Raw genomic sequence first — 18,939 nt, forward strand, 5'->3', positions numbered from 1 at the left:
ACATAGCCTTGACGAAAATTGCCATGAACAGCCCTGTTGTCATCGACAAGGACGCTGTATCTTCGCTCCCTCCACAAGTATCCAGTGTCGTTCAACCTCAGATGACTCTTTCGCCTGCAGAACAGATGTCTATTTGCAAACAGGCGATCAGGAATCAGGGTCGGTAAGCCGCCCTGCTGAAGATCCGACAATTGCCTCAGGCGCTGACAGCACAACCAGTCCATCATTAACATTAAATCCACCTTCTGCGAAAAAACAAAGGAAGGCAGGCTCGAAAAAATACCGATGTGATCACCCCGGCTGTGAAAAATTACTTGGTTCTCAAGGCTCATTGAATACTCACAAAAGGCAATATCACACCGGAGAGCAAACCTGTCCTGAGTGCCAGAAGATCCTGCCAAAAGCGAAAGCCCTGTGGGATCACAAAAGGCAATATCACACCGGAGAGCGAACCTGCCCTGAGTGCCAGAAGACTCTGCCAAACGCTCAAGCCCTGTGGGCTCACAAAAGAAAAGATCATACCGGAGAGAAAACCTGCCTTAAGTGCCAGAAGATCCTGCCAAACGCGAGAGCCCTGTCGGTTCACAAAAGAAAAGATCACACCCCAGAGCAAACCTGTCCTGAGTGCCAGAAGACCAAGCCAAACGCTCAAGCCCTGGCGGTTCACAAAAGTCTATATCATACCGGAGAGCAAACCTGCCCTAAGTGCCAGAAGACCCTGCCAAACGCTCAAGCCCTGTCGAATCACAAAAGAAAAGATCACACCGGGGAACAAACCTGCCCTGAGTGCCAGAAGACCCTGCCAAGCGCTCAAGCCCTGTCGGTTCACAAAAGAAAAGATCACACAGGGGAACAAACCTGCTCTGAGTGCCAGAAGATCCTGCCAAACGCCAGAGCACTGTCGGCTCACAAAAGTCAATATCACACCGGAGAACAAACCTGCCCCGGGTGTCAGAAGATCCTGCCAAGCGCACATGCTCTGACATATCACAGAAGAAAAGATCACACCCCGGAACAAACCTGCCCTAAGTGCCAGAAGACCCTGCCAAGCGCACAAGCTCTGACATATCACAAAAGAAAAGATCACACCCCGGAGCAAGTCTGCTCTGAGTGCCAGAAGACCCTGCCAAGCGCACAAGCTCTGACATATCACAAAAGAAAAGATCACACCCCGGAGCAAACCTGCTCTGAGTGCCAGAAGACCCTGCCAAGCGCACAAGCTCTGACATATCACAAAAGAAAAGATCACACCCCAGAGCAAACCTGTCCTGAGTGCCAGAAGACTCTGCCAAACGCTCAAGCCCTGTCGGTTCACCAAAGTCTATATCATACCGGAGAGCAAACCTGCCCTGAGTGCCAGAAGACCCTGCCAAACGCTCAAGCCCTGTCGGTGCACAAAAGTAAATATCACACCCCAGAGCGAACCTGCCCTGAGTGCCAGAAGACCCTGCCAAACGCGAAAGCCCTGTCAGTTCACAAAAGTAAATATCACACCCCAGAGCAAACCTGCCCTGAGTGCCATAAGACCCTGCCAAATGCGAAAGCCCTGTCGGATCACAAAAGGCTACACCGAAAACGAAAGCTTGATGATGCAAAGTCAAGTGATTGATATCTGCTTGCCACAGGCTAAAGAAGAAAAGGCACTGCAAACGTTTGGGCATGATCTGAAGTGCAATGTTCACGTCCATCTGTCTATCACCTGCGGCGGGTTAACCGATGACAAAACTCTTATCCTCTCGTCTATCCTCACTGCTCCTATTCATAGAAAACAAAGGATAGAACCATTAAAAGTCTACTCCTGCACGTATTGGTCTGTGTGCCTTTCGCCTGCCCGGTTGAGTCGCAGACTTACCGTTTTATCGTTGAGGTTAACCAGAATGGGGCTTCGACAAGCCAGAATTTTTTTATAAAAACTGAGCCGGGCACATTATCTGCGATGCCAATGACCGATTGGGGGCCGATGCAGAACGAACCATCATACATTACCTGCACAAACGGATATCCAGAGTCAGGCTCACCACCCTATGACAAACCCTGCAGACGAAACAAACTTCAGATCATCACTATGATGTACGGAGCGGGCGGCGGTGACTATTCCCGGACAACGGGGCCAAAGGATCATGGTCAGTCATTCAATAGACATTCAGAAAAATCGCATTATCCATACGACAACAACCATAATGATGAAAATTCGGGCCGACCTGGCAACTCCCGACATAGCCTTGAAGAAAATTGCCATGAACAGCCCTGTTGTCATCGACAAGGACGCTGTATCTTCGCTCCCTCGACAAGTACCCAGTGTCGTGCAACCTCAGGTGACTCTTTCGCTTACAGAACAGATGTCTGTTTGCAAACAGGCGATCAGGAATCTGGCCCGGTAAGCCATCCTGCTGAAGGTCCGACAGTGGTCTCAGGCGCTGACAGCACAACCGGTCCATCATTAACATTAAATGCACCTTCTGCGAAAATACAAAGGAAGACAGGCTCCAAAAAATACCGATGTGATCACCCCGGCTGTGAAAAATCACTTGGCTCTCAAGCCTCATTGAACACTCACAAAAGTCAATATCACACCGGAGAGCCAACCTGCCCTGAGTGCCAGAAGACCCTGCCAAACGCTCAAGCCCTGTCGGTTCACAAAAGAAGAGATCATACCGGAGAGCAAACCTGCTCTGAGTGCCAGAAGATCCTGCCAAACGCGATAGCCCTGTCGGATCACAGAAGAAAATATCACACCCCGGAGCAAACCTGCCCTGAGTGCCAGAAGACTCTGCCAAACGCTCAAGCCCTGTCGGTTCACAAAAGAAAAGACCACACCCCAGAGCAAACCTGCCCGGAGTGCCAGAAGACCCTGTCAAACGCGAGAGCCCTGTCGGTTCACAAAAGTCAATATCACACCGGAGAGCAAACCTGCCCTGAGTGCCAGAAGACCCTCCCAAGCGCTCAAGCTCTGTCGGTTCACAAAAGTCTATATCACACCGGAGAGCAAACCTGCCCTGAGTGCCAGAAGACTCTGCCAAACACGAAAGCCCTGTCGGCTCACAAAAGAATGGGTCACACCCCAAAGCAAACCTGCCCAGAGTGCCAGAAGACCCTGCCAAACACTCAAGCCATGTCGGTTCATAAAAGCCAATATCACAACGGAGAGCAAATCTGCCCTGATTGCCAGAAGACCCTGCCAAATAATCAAGCCCTGTCGAATCACAAAAGTCAGCATCACACTGGAGAGCAAACCTGCCCCGAGTGCCAGAAGACTCTGCCAAACGCTAAAGCGCTATCGAATCACAAAAGAAAAGATCACACCCCGGAACAAATCTGCCCTGAGTGCCAGAAGGCCCTGCTAAATGCTCAAGCCCTGTCGGTTCACAAAAGTCTATATCACACCGGAGAAAAAACCTGCCCTGAGTGCCAGAAGACCCTGCCAAACGCTCGAGCCCTGTTGGATCACAAAAGAAAAGATCATACCGGAGAGCAAACCTGCCCTGAGTGCCAGAAGACCCTGCCAAACGCTCGAGCCTTGTCGGATCACAGAAGGCAACACCGAAAACGAAAGCTTGATGATGCAAAGTCAAGTGATTGAAGTCTGCTTGTCAGAGGCTGAAGAGGAAAAGGCACTGCAAACGTTTGGGCATGTTCTGAAGTGGAATGTTCACGCCCATCTGTCTATCACCTGCGGCGGGTTAACCGATGACAAAACTCTTATCCCCTCGTCTATCCTCACGGCTCCTATCCATAGAAAACGAAGGATAGAACCATTAAAAGTCTACTCTTGCACGTATTGGTCTTTGTGCCTTTCGTCTGCCCGGTTGAGCCAGAGACTTACCGTTTTATCGTTGAGATTAACCAGAATGGGGCTTCGACAAGCCAGCGTTTTTCTATAAAAACTGAGCCGGTCACATTATCTGCAATGCCTGTGAACGATGGGAGATCGATGCAAAACGAACCATCACACATTACCCGCACAAACGGATATTCAGAGTCAGGCTTACCACCCTATGACAAACCCTGTCGGCGAAACAAATTTCAGATCATCACTTTGATGTACGGAACGGGCGGCGGTAACTATTCCGGGACAACGGGGCCAGAAAATCACTGTCAGCCATTCAGTAGGCATTCAGAAAAATCGCATTCTCTATACGACAACGACCATAATGATGAAAATTCGGGTCGGCCCACAGACTCCCGACATAGCTTTGACGAAAATTGCCACGAACAGCCCTGTTGTCATCGACAAGGACGCTGTATCTTCGCTCCCTCCACAAGTACCTGGTGTCGTTCAACCTCAGACGACTCTTTCGTTGGTAGAACAGATGTCTATTTGCAAACACGCGATCAGGAATCAGGCCCGGTAAGCCATCCTGCTAAAGTTCCGAGAGTTGACTCGGGAGCTGACAGCACAATCGGTCCAGCATTAACATCACATCCACCTCCTGCGAAAAAACAAAGGAAGGCAGGCTCCAAAAATTACCGATGTGATCAGCCCGGCTGTGAAAAATCACTTGGCTCTCAAGCCTCATTGAACGCTCACAAAAGACAATATCACACCGGAGAGAAAACCTGCCCCGATTGCCAGAAGACCCTGCCAAACGTGAAAGCCCTGTCGGATCACAAAAGAAAAGATCACACCCCGGAACAAACCTGCCCTGAGTGCGAGAAGACCCTGTCAAACGCAAAAGTCCTGTCAGTTCACAAAAGTCAATATCACACCGGAGAGCAAACCTGCCCTGAGTGCCAGAAGACCCTGCCAAACACTCGAGCCCTGTTGGATCACAAAAGAAAAGATCATACCCCAGAGCAAACCTGCCCTGAGTGCCAGAAGACCCTGCCAAACGCTCGAGCCTTGTCGAATCACAGAAGGCAACACCGAAAACGAAAGCTTGATGATGCAAAGTCAAGTGATTGATGTCTGCTTGTCACAGGCTAGCAGCCTGTCGGACTTAAGGCTGTCCTACTGCGGTTGCAATAAATTGGTCTAAAAATTCCTGCTTCTTCGTCAAATAGCTCGCTATTCTCCTCAGAAGCAGAAATTTTTATCCTCAATTTCTTGCAATCCTCGCTACGGACGCTTAAGTCCGACAGGCTGCTAGAGAGGAAAAGGCGCTGCAAACGTTTGGGCATGTTCTGAAGTGCAATGTTCACGTCCATCGGTCTATCACCTGCGGCGGGTTAACCGACGACAAAACTCTTATCCCCTCGTCTATCCTCACTGCTCCTACCCATAGAAAACAAAGGATAGAACCATTAAAAGTCTACTCTTGCAGGTATTGGTCTTTGTGCCTTTCGTTTGCCCGGTTGAGTCGCAGACTTACCGTTTTACCGTTGAGGTTAACCAGAATAGGGCTTCGACAAACCAGAGTTTTTCTATAAAAACTGAGCCGGGCAGATTATCTGCAATGCCAATGAACGATGGGAGGTCGGTGCAAAACGAACCATCACATGTTACCCGCACAAACGGATATTCAGGATCAGGCTCGCCACCCGATGACAAACCCGGCAGGCGAAACAAACTTCAGATCATCACTTTAACGTACGGAACGGGCGGCGGTAACTATTCCCGGACAACGGGGCAAGAGGATCATGGTCAGTCATTCAATGGACATTCAGAAAAATCGCATTATCCATACGACAACGACCATAATGATGAAAATTCGGGTCGGCCCACAGACTCCCGACATAGCTTTGACGAAAATTGCCATGAACAGCCCTGTTGTCATCGACAAGGACGCTGTCTCTTCGCTCCCTCAACAAGTACCTGGTGTCGTTCAACCTCAGACGACTCTTTCGCTGTCAGAACAGATGTCTATTTGCAAACAGGCGATCAGGAATCAGGCCCGGTAAGCCGCCCTGCTGAAGGTCCGACAGTTGACTCGGGATCTGACAGCACAAACGGTCCATCATTAACATTAAACCCACCTCCTGCGAAAAAACAAAGGAAGGCAGGTTCCAAAAATTACCGATGTGCTCACCCCGGCTGTGAAAAATTACTTGGCTCTCAAGCCTCATTGAACGCTCACAAAAGACACTATCACACCGGAGAGAAAACCTGCCCTAAGTGCCAGAAGACCCTGCCAAACGCTCAAGCCCTGTCGAATCACAAAAGAAAAGACCACACCCCGGAGCAAACCTGCCCTGAGTGCCAGAAGGTTCTGCCAAACGCTCGAGCCCTGTCGGCTCACAAAAGTCAATATCACACCGGAGAGCAAGCCTGCCCTGAGTGCCAGAAGACCCTCCCAAGCGCTCAAGCCCTGTCGGCTCACAAAAGAAAGGATCATACCGGGGAGCAAACCTGCCCTGAGTGCCAAAAAAAACTGCCAAACGCACAAGCCCTGTCAGCTCACAAAAGAAAAGATCACACCCCGGAGCAATCCTGCCCTGAGTGCCAGAAGAACCTGCCAAACGCGAAAGCCCTGTCAGTTCACAAAAGAAAAGATCACACTCCAGAGCAAACCTGCCCTGAGTGCCAAAAGATCCTGCCAAACTCGAAAGCCCTGACGGCCCACAAAAGTCACTATCACACCGGAGAGCAAACTTGCCCTGAGTGCCAGAAGACCCTGCCAAACGCGAAAGCCCTGTCGGATCACAAAAGAAAAGATCACACCCCGGAGCAAACCTGCCTCGAGTGCCAGAAGATCCTGCCAAACGCTCAAGCCCTGTCGGATCACAAAAGAAAATATCACACCGGCGAGCAAACCTGCCCTGAGTGCCAGAAGACTCTGGTAAACGCTCAAGCTCTGACGGATCACAAAAGAAGAGATCACACACCAGAGCAAACCTGCCCTGAGTGCCAGAAGACCCTGCCAAATGCGAAAACCCTGTCGGTTCACAAAAGTCTATACCACACCGGAGAGCAAATCTGCCCTGAGTGCCAGAAGACCCTGCCAAATACTCAAGCCCTGTCGACTCACAAAAGACAACACCGAAAACGAAAGCTTGATGATGAAAAGTCAAGTGAGTAATGTCTCCTTGTTACAGGCTCTGAAGGGGGCACCGCGCACGTTCGGGAATGATCTCAACTGCAATGTTCACGTGCATCGGTCTATCACCCGCGGCGGGTTAACCGATGACAAAACTCTTATCCTCTCGTCTATCCTCACTGCTCCTGTAGAAACAAAGGACAGAACCATTAAAAGCCTCCTCTTGCACGTATTGGTCTGTGTGCCTTTCGCCTGCCCGGTTGAGCCGCAGACTTACCGTTTTATCGTTGAGGTTAACCAGAATGGGGCTTCGACAAGCCAGATTTTTTCTATAAAAACTGAGCCGGGCAGATTATCTGCAATGCCAATGAGCGATGGGAGGTCGGTGCAAAACGAACCATCACATGTGACCCGCACAAACGGATATTCAGGATCAGGCTCGCCACCCGATGACAAACCCGGCAGGCGAAACAAACTTCAGATCATCACTTTAACGTACGGAACGGGCGGCAGTAACTATTCCCGGACAACGGGGCAAGAGGATCATGGTCAGTCATTCAATGGACATTCAGAAAAATCGCATTATCCATACGACAACGACCATAATGGTGAAAATTCGGGTCGGCCCACCGACTCCCGACATAGCCTTGACGAAAATTGCCATGAGCAGCCCTGTTGTCATCGACAAGGACGCTGTATCTTCGCTCCCTCCACAAGTACCTGGTGTCGTTCAACCTCAGACGACTCTTTCGCTGGCAGAACAGATGTCTATTTGCAAACAGGCGATCAGGAATCAGGCCCGGTAAGCCACCCTGCTGAAGGTCCGACAGTTGACTCGGGATCTGACAGCACAAACGGTCCATCATTAGCATTAAACCCACCTCCTGCGAAAAAACAAAGGAAGGCAGGCTCCAAAAAATACCGATGTGCTCACCCCGGCTGTGAAAAATCATTTAGCTCTCGAGACTCATTGAGCACTCACAAAAGGCAATATCACACTGGAGAGCGAAACTGCCCTGAGTGCCAGAAAACCCTGCCAAACGCACAAGCCCTGTCGGTTCACAAAAGAAAAGATCATACCCCAGAGCAAACCTGCCCTGAGTGCCAGAAGACCCTGCCTAACGCTCAAGCCCTGTCGGTTCACAAAAGAAAAGATCACACCCCGGAGCAAACCTGCCCCGAGTGCCAGAAGACCCTGCCAAACGCTCAAGCCCTGTCGAATCACAAAAGAAAAGATCACACCCCGGAGCAAACCTGTCCTGAGTGCCAGAAGACTCTGCCAAGCGCACAAGCTCTGACATATCACAAAAGAAAAGTTCACACCCCGGAGCAAACCTGCCCTGAGTGCCAGAAGACCCTGCCAAACGCTCGAGCCCTGTCGGCTCACAAAAGTCAATATCACACCGGAGAGCAAACCTGCCCTGAGTGCCAGAAGACCCTGCCAAACGTCCAAGCTCTGTCGGATCACAAAAGAAAAGATCACACCCCAGAGCAAACCTGTACTGAGTGCCAGAAGACCCTGCCAAATGCTCATGCCCTTTCGGCTCACAAAAGTCAATATCACAGTGGAGAAAAAAACTGCACTGAGTGCCAGAAAATCCTGCCAAACGCGAAAGCCCTGTCGGATCACAAAATTCAATATCACACCGGAGAGCAAACCTGCCGTGAGTGCCAGAAGTCCCTGCCAAACGCTCGAGCCTTGTCGGATCACAAAAGGCAACACCGAAAACGAAAGCCTGATGATGGAAAGTCAAGTGATTGATGTCTGCTTGTCACAGGCTAAAGAGGGAAAGGCGCTATATACGTTTGGGCATGAGCTGAAGTGCCATGTTCACGTCCATCGGTCTCTCACCTGCGGCGGGTTAACCGATGACAAAACTCTTATCCCCTCGTCTATCCTCACTGCTCTTGTCCATAGAAAACAAAGGATAGAATCATTAAAAGTCTACTCTTGCACGTATTGGTCTGTGTGCCTTTCGCCTGCCCGGTTGAGCCGCAGACTTACCGTTTTATCGTTGAGGTTAACCAGATTGGGGCTTCGACCAGCCAGATTTTTTCTATAAAAACTGAGCCGGGCACATTATTTGCGCTGCCAATGACCGATGGGAGGTCGGTGCAAAACGAACCATCACATGTGACCTGCACAAACGGATATTCAGGATCAGGCTCGCCACCCAATGACAAACCCGGCAGGCGAAACAAACTTCAGATCATCACTTTAACGTACGGAACGGGCGGCGGTACCTATTCCCGGACAACGGGGCAAGAGGATCATGGTCAGTCATTCAATAGACATTCAGAAAAATCGCATTATCCATACGACAACAACCATAATGATGAAAATTCGGGTCGGCCTGCCAACTCCCGGCATAGCCTTGAAGAAAATTGCCATGAACAGCCCTGTTGTCATCGACAAGGACGCTGTATCTTCGCTCCCTCGACAAGTACCCAGTGTCGTGCAACCTCAGGCGACTCTTTCGCTTGCAGAACGGATGTCTGTGTGCAAACAGGCGATCAGGAATCTGGCCCGGTAAGTCATCCTGCTGAAGGTCCGACAGTTGACTCGGGATCTGACAGCACAACCGGTCCATCATTAACATTAAAACCACCTCCTGCGAAAAAACAAAGGAAGGCAGGCTTCAAAAAATACCGATGTGATCACCTCGGCTGTGAAAAAACATTTAGCTCTCAAGCCTCATTGAACAATCACAAAAGGCAATATCACACCGGAGAGCAAACCTGCCCGGAGTGCCAGAAGACCCTGCCAAACGCTCAAGCCCTGTCGGATCACAAAAGACACTATCACACCGGAGAGCAAACCTGCCCTGAATGCCAGAAGACCCTGCCACACGCTCAAGCCCTGACGGATCACAAAAGAAAAGATCACACCCCAGAGCAAATCTGCCCGGAGTGCCAGAAGACCCTGCCACACGCTCAAGCTCTGTCGACTCACAAAAGAAAAGATCACACCCCAGAGCAAACCTGCCCTGAGTGCCAGAAGACCCTGCCAAACGCTCAAGTCCTGTCGGTTCACAGAAGTCTATATCACACCGGAGAACAAACCTGCCCTGAATGCCAGAAGACCCTGCCAAACGCTCAAGCCCTATCGATTCACAAAAGAAAAGATCATACCCCAGAGCAAACCTGCCCGGAGTGCCAGAAGATCCTGCCAAACGCCCAAGCCCTGTCGGCTCACAAAAGTCAATATCATACCGGAGAGCAAACCTGCCCTCAGTGCCGGAAGATCCTGCCAAACGCGAGAGCCTTGTTGAATCACAAAAGAAAAGATCACACTTCAGAGCAAATCTGCCCTGAGTGCCAGAAGACCCTGCCAAACGCTCAAGCTCTGTCGACTCACAAAAGAAAAGATCACACCCCAGAGCAAACCTGCCCTGAGTGCCAGAAGACCCTGCCAAACGCCCAAGCCCTGTCGGCTCACAAAAGTCACTATCACACCGGTGAGCAAACCTGCCCTGAATGCCAGAAGACCCTGCCACACGCTCAAGCCCTGTCGGAACACAAAAGAAAAGATCACACCCCAGAGCAAACCTGTCCTGAGTGCCAGAAGACCCTGCCAAACGCCCATGCACTGTCGGCTCACAAAAGGCAACACCGAAAACGAAAGCCTGATGATGCAAAGTCAAGTGATTGATGTCTGCTTGTCACAGGCTAAAGAGGGAAAGGCGCTATATACGTTTGGGCATGAGCTGAAGTGCAATGTTCACGTCCATCGGTCTCTCACCTGCGGCGGGTTAACCGATGACAAAACTCTTATCCCCTCGTCTATCCTCACTGCTCTTGTCCATAGAAAACAAAGGATAGAATCATTAAAAGTCTACTCTTGCACGTATTGGTCTGTGTGCCTTTCGCCTGCCCGGTTGAGCCGCAGACTTACCGTTTTATCGTTGAGGTTAACCAGATTGGGGCTTCGACCAGCCAGATTTTTTCTATAAAAACTGAGCCGGGCACATTATCTGCACTGCCAATGACCGATGGGAGGTCGGTGCAAAACGAACCATCACATATGACCCGCACAAACGGATATTCAGGATCAGGCTCGCCACACAATGACAAACCCGGCAGGCGAAACAAATTTCAGATCATCACTTTGATGTACGGAACGGGCGGCGGTACCTATTCCCGGACAACGGGGCAAGAGGATCATGGTCAGTCATTCAATAGACATTCAGAAAAATCGCATTATCCATACGACAACAACCATAATGATGAAAATTCGGGTCGGCCTGCCAACTCCCGACATAGCCTTGAAGAAAATTGCCATGAACAGCCCTGTTGTCATCGACAAGGACGCTGTATCTTCGCCCCCTCCACAAGTACCCAGTGTCGTGCAACCTCAGGCGACTCTTTCGCTTACAGAACAGATGTCTGTTTGCAAACAGGCGATCAGGAATCTGGCCCGGTAAGCCATCTTGCTGCAGGTCCGACAGTGGTCTCAGGCGCTGACAGCACAACCGGTCCATCATTAACATCAAACCCACCTCCTGCGAAAAAACAAAGGAAGGCAGGCTTCAAAAAATACCGATGTGATCACCTCGGCTGTGAAAAATCATTTAGCTCTCAAGTCTCATTGAACAATCACAAAAGGCAATATCACACCGGAGAGCAAACCTGCCCGGAGTGCCAGAAGACCCTACCAAACGCTCAAGCCCTGTCGAATCACAAAAGACAATATCACACTGGAGAACAAACCTGCCCTGAGTGCCAGAAGACCCTGCCAAACGCTCAAGCCCTGTCGAATCACAAAAGAAAAGACCACACCCCGGAGCAAACCTGCCCAGAGTGCCAGAAGACCCTCCCAAGCGCTCGAGCCCTGTCGGTTCACAAAAGTCAATATCACACCGGAGAGCAAACCTGCCCTGAGTGCCAGAAGACCCTCCCAAGCGCTCAAGCCCTGTCGAATCACAAAAGAAAAGACCACACCCCGGAGCAAACCTGCCCTGAGTGCCAAAAAAACCTGCCAAATGCACAAGCCCTGTCAGCTCACAAAAGAAAAAATCACACCCCGGAGCAAACCTGCCCTGAGTGCCAGAAGACCCTGCCAAACGCGAAAGCCCTGTCGGATCACAAAAGGCGATATCACAGCGGAGAGCAAACCTGCCCTGAGTGCCAGAAGACACTGCCAAACGCTCAAGCCCTTTGGGATCACAAAAAAAAATATCATACCCCAGAGCAAACCTGTCCTGAGTGCCAGAAGATCCTGCCAAACGCGAGGGCCCTGTCGGATCACAAAAGACACTATCACACCGGAGAGCAAACCTGCCCTGAATGCCAGAAGACCCTGCCACACGCTCAAGCCCTGTCGGATCACAAAAGAAAAAATCACACCCCAGAACAAATCTGCCCTGAGTGCCAGAAGACCCTGCCAAACGCTCAAGCCCTGATGGTTCACAAAAGAAAAGATCACACCCCGGAACAAAGCTGCCCTGAGTGCCAGAAGACCCTGCCAAACGCCCAAGCCCTGTCGGCTCACAAAAGTCAATATCACACCGGAGAGCAAACCTGCCCCGAGTGCCAGAAGACCCTGCCAAACGCCCAAGCCCTGACGGATCACAAAAGAAAAGATCACACCCCAGAGGAAACCTGTCCTGAGTGCCAGAAGACACTGCCAAACGCGAAAGCCCTGTCGGATCACAGAAGGCATCACCGAAAACGAAAGCTTGATGATGCAAAGTCAAGTGATTGATGTCTGCTTGTTACAGGCTAAAGAGGGAAAGGCGCTGCATACGTTTGGGCATGAGCTGAAGTGCAATGTTCACGTCCATCGGTCTCTCACCTGCGGCGGGTTAATCGATGACAAAACTCTTATCCCCTCGTCTATCCTCACTGCTCCTATCCACAGAAAACAGAGGATAGAACCATTAAAAGTCTACTCTTGCACGTATTGGTCTTTGTGCCATTCGTTTGCCCGGTCGAGCCACAGACATACCGTTTTATCTTTGAGGTTAACCAGAATAGGGCTTCGAACAGCCAGAGTTTTTCTATAAAAACTGAGTCGGGCACGTTATCTGCGATGCTAATGAACGATGAGAGGCCGGTGCAAAACGAACCATTACACATTACCCGCGCAAACGGATATTCAGGGCCACGCACGCCTTGCGATGACAAACCCTGTCGGCGAAACAAATTTCAGATTATCATTTTGATGTACGGAACGGGCGGCGGCAACTATTCCCGGACAAAGGGGCCAGAGGATCATGGTCAGTCATTCAATAAGTATTCAGAAAAATCTCATTATCTATACGACAACGAACATAAAGATGAAAATTCGGGCCGACCTACCGACTCCCGACATAGCCTTGACGAAAATTGCCATCAACAGCCCTGTTGTCATCGACAAGGACGCTGTATCTTCGCTCCCTCCACAAGTACCTGGTGTCGTTCAACCTCAGACGACTCTTTCGCTGGCAGAACAGATGTCTATTTGCAAGCAGGCGATCAGGAATCAGGCCCGTTAAGCCATCCTGCTATAGTTCCGAGAGTTGACTTGGGAGCTGACAGCACAACCGGTCCAGCATTAACATTACATCCACCTCCTGCGAAAAAACAAAGGAAGGCAGGCTCCAAAAAATACCGATGTTATCACCCTGGCTGTGAAAAATTACTTGGTACTAAAGCCTCATTGAGCACTCACAAAAGTCAATATCACACCGGAGAGCAAACCTGCCCTGAGTGCCGGAAGACCCTGCCAAACGCTCAAGCCCTGTCGGTTCACAAAAGTCAATATCACACAGGAGAGCAAACCTGCCCTGAGTGCCAGAAGATCCTGCCAAACACCAGGGCCCTGTTGGTTCACAGAAGAAAAGATCACACCCCAGAGCAAACCTGCCCTGAGTGCCAGAAGACCTTGGCAAACGCTCAAGCCCTGTCGGTTCACAAAAGTCTATATCACACCGGAGAGCAAACCTGCCCTGAGTGCCAGAGGACCCTGCCAAACGCTCAAGCCCTGTCGGTTCACAAAAGAAAAGATCACACGGGGGAACAAACCTGCCCTGAGTGCCAGAAGACCCTGCCAAACGCTCAAGCACTGACGTATCACAAAAGAAAAGATCACACCCCAGAGCAAAGCTGCCCTAAGTGCCAGAAGACCCTGCCAAACGCCAGAGCCCTGTCGGCTCACAAAAGTCAATATCACACCTCAGAGCAAACCTGCCCCTGGTGCCAGAAGGTCCTGCCAAACGCTCGAACCCTGATGAATCACAAAAGACAAGCTCACAGTCCAGAGCAAACCTGTCCTGAGTGCCAGAAGACCCTGCCAAACACTCAAGCCCTGTCGAATCACAAAAGAAAAGATCACACTTCAGAGCAAACCTGCCCTGAGTGCCAAAAGACCCTGCCAAACGCTCAAGCCCTGACGGTTCACAAAAGAAAAGATCACACCCCAGAGCAAACCTGCCCTGAGTGCCAGAAGACTCTGCCAAACGCTCAAGCTCTGTCGGTTCACAAAAGTCTATATCACACCGGAGAGCAAACCTGCCCTAAGTGCCAGAAGACCCTGCCAAACGCGAAAGCCCTGACGAATCACAAAAGAAAAGATCACACCCCAGAGCAAACCTGCCCTAAGTGTCAGAAGACCCTGCCAAATGCTCGAGCCCTGTCGGCTCACAAAAGTCAATATCACACCGGAGAGCAAACTTGCCCTGAGTGCCAGAAGACCCTGCCAAACAATCAAGCGCTGTCGACTCACAAAAGGCAACATCGAAAACGAAAGCTTGATGATGCTAAGTCAAGTGATTGATTTCTGCTTGTCACAGGCTAAAGAGGGAAAGGCACAGCAAACGTTTGGGCATGATCTGAAGTGCAATGTTCACGTCCATCGGTCTATCACCTGCGGCGGGTTAACGACTCCGTCAGGTGTTTATAGCGATTACGCTACCTGACAGGAAAAGTAAAATACCTCCCGCTTTCTGCCCGTGTTTTTATCGGGGTCGCCCAGACGGGGTCGCCCAGACGGGGTCGCCCAGACAATCTTTACGGCGGGGAGGTTGTCAATAATCCGACTCATTGCAGGCGGGATACCAATACTGCCTCAGTCACCGAGCGAGAATATACGTCTGGCATTGTCGGTGGTTGCAGCGGCAATCTCTTCGCCATCCACTCTAAGCACCTGGCTCAGCGCATGGATCACATAGGGCAGATTAGCCGGTTCATTATCATTTTCTCTTTTGCCACCCCGACGATGCTCTAACCGCGGTGGCATGACCAGATAAGGCTCTAAAAACGGTGCATCGGTCTCAACCATCAGGCGCTCACGCAGAGTCTCCCAACTGACAGAGCGCAGTGCCTTAACCAGATCTTTGTTACGCTTGTCGCCGATCCAACCGGTAATTCCGATGGAACAGCCCAGATCAAGATAGGCCTGCAGTTGCTCACTGTTACCGGTGAAGCAGTGAACGCAAGCCATGGCTGGTGAAGGCAACTGATTTATGTAGTCTGCCAGAATACCCATGAAGTCATCATGGGCAAGCCGCTCATGCAAAAACAGTGGTTTTTTCAGCTCTGCAGCCAGCGCCAACTGTTTCCTGAACACGGTCCGTTGCACTTCAGGAGACGACCATTTGCGATCGTAATCCAATCCACACTCACCCACCGCAATGCAGTGACGATCCCCTTGTTCAAGTATTTCTCTCATTTCCCGTATGCCACCATCCCGGTGGAAATTCTTGGCGTGGTGTGGGTGGCATCCCACTGTATAGTACAAAGAGCATGGGGGGGAATCTGAAAATCCACAAGCTTCAGTGGCTTTCGCCGATGGCTCCGACCATTGATCCACCAGTTTCTGAGCCTTTTTCGACGCAGAAATGGAAGTGCCCGTTACCATGATGCTACCAACCCCTGCCCGGGAAGCTTCTGCAATAACCCGGGGCAAGTTAAAGCTGTCTTTAACGAGATTGGCTCCAATATCAACCAGTGGCGTCATGTATAGAGGCCTGAACTTCGGGCGAGTCAGATATACCTTGCCCGACTCTGGCCCGGCAGCTAACTGGAAACTCCAGGAATCATCATCTGTGGCAGGCACATCAGGTGATGCAGAGGCCCCGGTTGAGCGCTGGCAATATCGGGACTCCGGGTTCTTATCCATGACCTGCTGACCCTGAACGGTATGGTAGTTCGGGTTGCCATGGTATCGGGATGCAACGAGAGAAACGCCTGAAAAAGGCTTGTCAGCAGAACCTGAGCACTTCTTCTTTTTTTTCATTTTTCGTGGCTTTGTTGAACGGCCTTCTTGCCAGACTTTCAGGTCCGCTTCGTCGGCGGCCCACTGCGTACCTTTGCTGCTAACGTCATGAGGGGACACTGAATTGGGTGACGTGATATTGGAAAGTATCGCTTTTTCATCGACATTATCAACTTTCACAAATCTGCCATCAGGGCTTAAAGTGGCTGATCTGACCGTTTGAGAATGAGATAAGTTGGGTGTTCTTACTGAAACTATATTGTTGCTATCACCAGTACTGACAGTCCTACCGAAACGAGCACCTTCTCCAGTCTCTTGCGATTGAGGTTGAACAGGTTGTGACGTGGTTGGGTTTGAACCTCCAACTGCGCCGATAGTGTGATCCGAGTTAATCATATTAAGCTTCTTCTATTAAGTGGGTATTATCCTTGATTACAAGAATATCGGGTTGAAGGGCATTCAACAGCGATGACCTCAAATAAATCAGAGTGGTTCTTGGATTGAAAGTTCAGAACATTGACGTAAGCATAACTAACAGGAAAACAGGAATCTGATGTCAACTGTTCGCAGAGATGAAGGGAAGAGGAATATCAAAGACTAGCTTTATCAGGGCCTATGTCGATCAGTGGCCAGAAGATGTTCAGGAGCGTCTTAAGGAGCAGATGGAATCACTTCAAAATTGAATGTCGCTGATTTTATGCCATTTTTAAGCAGCCTTAATGAGAGATGCCAGTGCATCTCTGCGCTTTTTTTCAATTGGAGTAAAAAATAGTGATGGTCAATCTCCTGAGCAACAGCTTTATTTTAATTTCTGTGGGCCTCTCTTCTGCTTTGGTTGCAGCAAACCCGGTTGCAGAAAGAAACATCAATGGCATTATGTTCGATGCTTCCTGTCCGAACGGTGAAGAGGTCTGTAAAAACCATCCGTTTGACTGCATCGGTGGTTGTGCGCTTAATGCGTCAACAGGAGAAACTGTGTTTCAGTGGGAACGTACCATTTTTACAACTAAATTCGACAAGGCTTCACGGCTTGATATTCAGGCCATGAAAAAATGTCTTGGCCGTGAAGCAATCCGCACTGCTTTACTAAAGAGTCAGGAAAGCATTCAGGATACCGGCTCAGAGACATTACCCTGCACAGTCACTGGCTCGGAATGGCAATATATCTATCCCAAGTATTATATTTCGACACTTACACGGCCTGCCTGTGACACAACCCGATCTTATCTTGACGAGTTGACTGGCAGCTGCCAGAACTGGAAAAGCACCGCTGCTGAAGCCGGATTATGGGTTGGTTACGGCGCGGCTGCTCTGCTAGGTACGGTGGCATCCTATTTTGCTGTAGCACAGGTCGGCAGATGCACCGGATGGTTCCATTGGGTCACTATTGGAGATGTTCTGGGTTTGTGTTACGGAAAGTTTTTCAAATGGAGACAGCACGAGACACCTCGTGGTTATTGAAAAGTAGAGGCTTGTTAACTGTATCCAGGCTGGCGGCATGAATCGGGATCATTGCATGATGTTCGATAGCCATTGAACTCTCTGGAACGATCAGGGTCTAAAAATGTTAAAGGACTGATTGAGGAGTGCATCATGCCGCCAACCCGCTTTGTCTATGGACAGACACCTCCTATTCTACTGACCCTGCTGCTCTTGACACAGGCACCACACTCGTTTTCTTCAGAAAGTTGCCAGACTGAGGAATGCAGTCGTTCTGTCGGCTACCAGATCCCCTCGGCCGCACTATTCATTTCTTTGGCCAGGGCCTATCGGGATGATTACGTTCTTTTATTGGTCGCTGTGGCTGTGTCTGCGGTTTCCTTTTCATGGCCTGAGACACTGAACATTTCCGTATCCAAATGTAATGTCCAGCCCTTTGAACTCTGGAAGCCCAAGCTGGGCAGTGAGTTCTGTCAGTCCCTGATTTCCAGTAAAAACCGCACAGAAGCAGTGAGGCTGTTGAGAGAAACGGGAGCCATGGAGCCTGCAACAATGGCCTGTAATAATTGGCAAACCGACTTGGCAGACTATTTCAACTGGCGTTGGCCGGGGAACAATGCCAGTCAGTGGCAGGAAATTCCCCTGCGTTATTCGGCCTTACAGGGGTTGTCTGACAAAATGTACGAGGGCAAGGTCATGGATTTATTGATTCATTTTCCTTCGGTGTCTTCGCTGAGCACGATACAGATCAACGGTCAGCAGTATATTTTGAAAGGCTATGCCAACAGTGGCTTTATGATTGCTCCCATGTTGAAAGTGGCTGAATGCTACTTTGTGCCTGAAGAGGAGCCAGTGGCTTTTGGTTTTGATGAATGGAGTGGATTGGTTAATGGGCGAATTCATTCCCTGTTTAAAGCCGTGAAGGGACATTCTCTGGAAGATTGGGTTGCACAGTCCCGTAAACCCACAAGCAAGGTTGACATTGATGCCATGTTTTCAGGGTTTGGGCAAATTCTGGCGCACTTTCACCTGCGTCACAGAGACTCGGAACTGGATGGGCTTTCTACTCTTTCCAGAGCGGTTCATCGTGACCTGCACTTCAATAATGTCTTTTATGATGAAAAGTCGGGCTTTTCGCTGATTGATACCTTGGGGCTTTCTGTTTCAGTTCTGGAACCGTCTGAAGTGCGCCTTGATCTGAAGCGGCTGTTTGAAGATATGAACAGACACGGGATATCAAAGAGTGGCTTTATCAGGACTTATGTAGGTCAGTGGCCTGAAGTTGTTCAGGAGAATCTTCAGGAGCAAATAGAATCACTTTAACCCGTGAAGCTGAGTGCCTGAGGTTGTCAGAGGCTTCGACAAGCTCAGGGCGAAGCATCAAAATTT

At 50.1% G+C, this 18,939-nt stretch carries 18 protein-coding genes; 17 read left to right on the forward strand and 1 reads right to left on the reverse strand.

The genetic code is table 11. The features are described from left to right. From KBW69_RS17640 to KBW69_RS23905, 15 genes are all read left to right on the forward strand, one after another. A partial coding sequence (locus KBW69_RS17640) for a C2H2-type zinc finger protein (protein ID WP_257281706.1) occupies window positions 1-1,609 on the forward strand: 1,609 nt, incomplete at its 5' end. Then, on the forward strand, window positions 1,590-1,910 hold the full coding sequence (locus tag KBW69_RS23875; protein ID WP_373690707.1) for a transposase: 321 nt from the start codon (window positions 1,590-1,592) through the stop codon (window positions 1,908-1,910). The genes KBW69_RS17640 and KBW69_RS23875, both read left to right, overlap by 20 nt. Continuing rightward, window positions 1,817-3,580, forward strand: coding sequence for a C2H2-type zinc finger protein (locus KBW69_RS17645; protein WP_257281707.1), 1,764 nt, complete (start codon window positions 1,817-1,819; stop codon window positions 3,578-3,580). The genes KBW69_RS23875 and KBW69_RS17645 overlap by 94 nt, the downstream gene beginning before the upstream one ends. Continuing rightward, the gene (locus tag KBW69_RS23880; RefSeq protein ID WP_373690708.1) at window positions 3,561-3,881 is read left to right on the forward strand and encodes a transposase; all 321 of its coding nucleotides are present in this window, start codon (window positions 3,561-3,563) and stop codon (window positions 3,879-3,881) included. The genes KBW69_RS17645 and KBW69_RS23880 overlap by 20 nt, the downstream gene beginning before the upstream one ends. After that, window positions 3,770-4,903 (forward strand): C2H2-type zinc finger protein, encoded by a 1,134-nt coding sequence (locus KBW69_RS17650; protein WP_257281708.1) that lies wholly within the window; start codon window positions 3,770-3,772, stop codon window positions 4,901-4,903. The genes KBW69_RS23880 and KBW69_RS17650 overlap by 112 nt, the downstream gene beginning before the upstream one ends. Before the next feature lie 197 nt (window positions 4,904-5,100). Then, entirely contained in the window at window positions 5,101-5,367 is a 267-nt protein-coding gene (locus KBW69_RS23885; protein WP_373690709.1) for a transposase, read from the forward strand. Next, entirely contained in the window at window positions 5,256-6,956 is a 1,701-nt protein-coding gene (locus KBW69_RS17655; RefSeq protein ID WP_257281709.1) for a C2H2-type zinc finger protein, read from the forward strand. The genes KBW69_RS23885 and KBW69_RS17655 overlap by 112 nt, the downstream gene beginning before the upstream one ends. 181 nt (window positions 6,957-7,137) lie before the next feature. Then, the gene (locus KBW69_RS17660; RefSeq protein ID WP_257281710.1) at window positions 7,138-8,676 is read left to right on the forward strand and encodes a C2H2-type zinc finger protein; all 1,539 of its coding nucleotides are present in this window, start codon (window positions 7,138-7,140) and stop codon (window positions 8,674-8,676) included. Then, window positions 8,657-8,977, forward strand: a complete 321-nt coding sequence (locus tag KBW69_RS23890) for a transposase (protein WP_373690710.1) — start codon at window positions 8,657-8,659, stop codon at window positions 8,975-8,977. The genes KBW69_RS17660 and KBW69_RS23890 overlap by 20 nt, the downstream gene beginning before the upstream one ends. Further along, a complete protein-coding gene (locus KBW69_RS17665) occupies window positions 8,866-10,566 on the forward strand; it encodes a C2H2-type zinc finger protein (RefSeq protein WP_257281711.1) in 1,701 nt (566 codons plus the stop codon). The genes KBW69_RS23890 and KBW69_RS17665 overlap by 112 nt, the downstream gene beginning before the upstream one ends. Next, window positions 10,547-10,867: a transposase gene (locus KBW69_RS23895; protein ID WP_373690711.1), complete on the forward strand. Its 321-nt coding sequence runs from the start codon at window positions 10,547-10,549 to the stop codon at window positions 10,865-10,867. The genes KBW69_RS17665 and KBW69_RS23895 overlap by 20 nt, the downstream gene beginning before the upstream one ends. After that, window positions 10,756-12,618 (forward strand): C2H2-type zinc finger protein, encoded by a 1,863-nt coding sequence (locus KBW69_RS17670; RefSeq protein ID WP_257281712.1) that lies wholly within the window; start codon window positions 10,756-10,758, stop codon window positions 12,616-12,618. The genes KBW69_RS23895 and KBW69_RS17670 overlap by 112 nt, the downstream gene beginning before the upstream one ends. Continuing rightward, window positions 12,599-12,919: a transposase gene (locus tag KBW69_RS23900; protein ID WP_373690712.1), complete on the forward strand. Its 321-nt coding sequence runs from the start codon at window positions 12,599-12,601 to the stop codon at window positions 12,917-12,919. The genes KBW69_RS17670 and KBW69_RS23900 overlap by 20 nt, the downstream gene beginning before the upstream one ends. Next, complete coding sequence (locus tag KBW69_RS17675; RefSeq protein WP_257281713.1) at window positions 12,808-14,670, forward strand: C2H2-type zinc finger protein; 1,863 nt, start codon at window positions 12,808-12,810, stop codon at window positions 14,668-14,670. Before KBW69_RS23900 ends, KBW69_RS17675 begins: the two co-directional genes overlap by 112 nt. Further along, window positions 14,651-14,812, forward strand: coding sequence for a transposase (locus KBW69_RS23905; RefSeq protein WP_373690713.1), 162 nt, complete (start codon window positions 14,651-14,653; stop codon window positions 14,810-14,812). Before KBW69_RS17675 ends, KBW69_RS23905 begins: the two co-directional genes overlap by 20 nt. A gap of 149 nt (window positions 14,813-14,961) precedes the next feature. On the opposite strand, the gene KBW69_RS17680 is transcribed toward KBW69_RS23905, so the two are convergent. Then, window positions 14,962-16,506 carry a TatD family hydrolase gene (locus KBW69_RS17680; RefSeq protein WP_257281714.1) on the reverse strand — a complete coding sequence of 515 codons (1,545 nt, stop codon included), beginning with the start codon at window positions 16,504-16,506 and terminating at the stop codon, window positions 14,962-14,964. Window positions 16,507-16,881: 375 nt separating this feature from the next. Here KBW69_RS17680 and KBW69_RS17685 point away from each other — a divergent pair, with 375 nt between their 5' ends. Together KBW69_RS17685 and KBW69_RS17690 are read left to right on the forward strand one after the other, a co-directional pair. Then, window positions 16,882-17,571, forward strand: coding sequence for a hypothetical protein (locus tag KBW69_RS17685; RefSeq protein WP_257255225.1), 690 nt, complete (start codon window positions 16,882-16,884; stop codon window positions 17,569-17,571). A gap of 132 nt (window positions 17,572-17,703) precedes the next feature. Continuing rightward, window positions 17,704-18,873 (forward strand): hypothetical protein, encoded by a 1,170-nt coding sequence (locus KBW69_RS17690; RefSeq protein WP_257281715.1) that lies wholly within the window; start codon window positions 17,704-17,706, stop codon window positions 18,871-18,873. Window positions 18,874-18,939 lie beyond the last annotated feature (66 nt).

The organism is Endozoicomonas sp. ISHI1, from assembly GCF_024606225.1.
In the GTDB taxonomy this organism is placed as follows: Bacteria; Pseudomonadota; Gammaproteobacteria; order Pseudomonadales; family Endozoicomonadaceae; genus Endozoicomonas_A.

What these genes read in the sequence shown, in the direction of transcription:
- KBW69_RS23875 (WP_373690707.1), top strand. Translation starts at nt 1,590, where the DNA reads ATGCAAAGTCAAGTGATTGATATCTGCTTGCCACAGGCTAAAGAAGAA.
- KBW69_RS23880 (WP_373690708.1), top strand. Translation starts at nt 3,561, where the DNA reads ATGCAAAGTCAAGTGATTGAAGTCTGCTTGTCAGAGGCTGAAGAGGAA.
- KBW69_RS23890 (WP_373690710.1), top strand. Translation starts at nt 8,657, where the DNA reads ATGGAAAGTCAAGTGATTGATGTCTGCTTGTCACAGGCTAAAGAGGGA.
- KBW69_RS23895 (WP_373690711.1), top strand. Translation starts at nt 10,547, where the DNA reads ATGCAAAGTCAAGTGATTGATGTCTGCTTGTCACAGGCTAAAGAGGGA.
- KBW69_RS23900 (WP_373690712.1), top strand. Translation starts at nt 12,599, where the DNA reads ATGCAAAGTCAAGTGATTGATGTCTGCTTGTTACAGGCTAAAGAGGGA.
- KBW69_RS23905 (WP_373690713.1), top strand. Translation starts at nt 14,651, where the DNA reads ATGCTAAGTCAAGTGATTGATTTCTGCTTGTCACAGGCTAAAGAGGGA.
- KBW69_RS17680 (WP_257281714.1), bottom strand. Translation starts at nt 16,506, where the DNA reads ATGATTAACTCGGATCACACTATCGGCGCAGTTGGAGGTTCAAACCCA.
- KBW69_RS17690 (WP_257281715.1), top strand. Translation starts at nt 17,704, where the DNA reads ATGCCGCCAACCCGCTTTGTCTATGGACAGACACCTCCTATTCTACTG.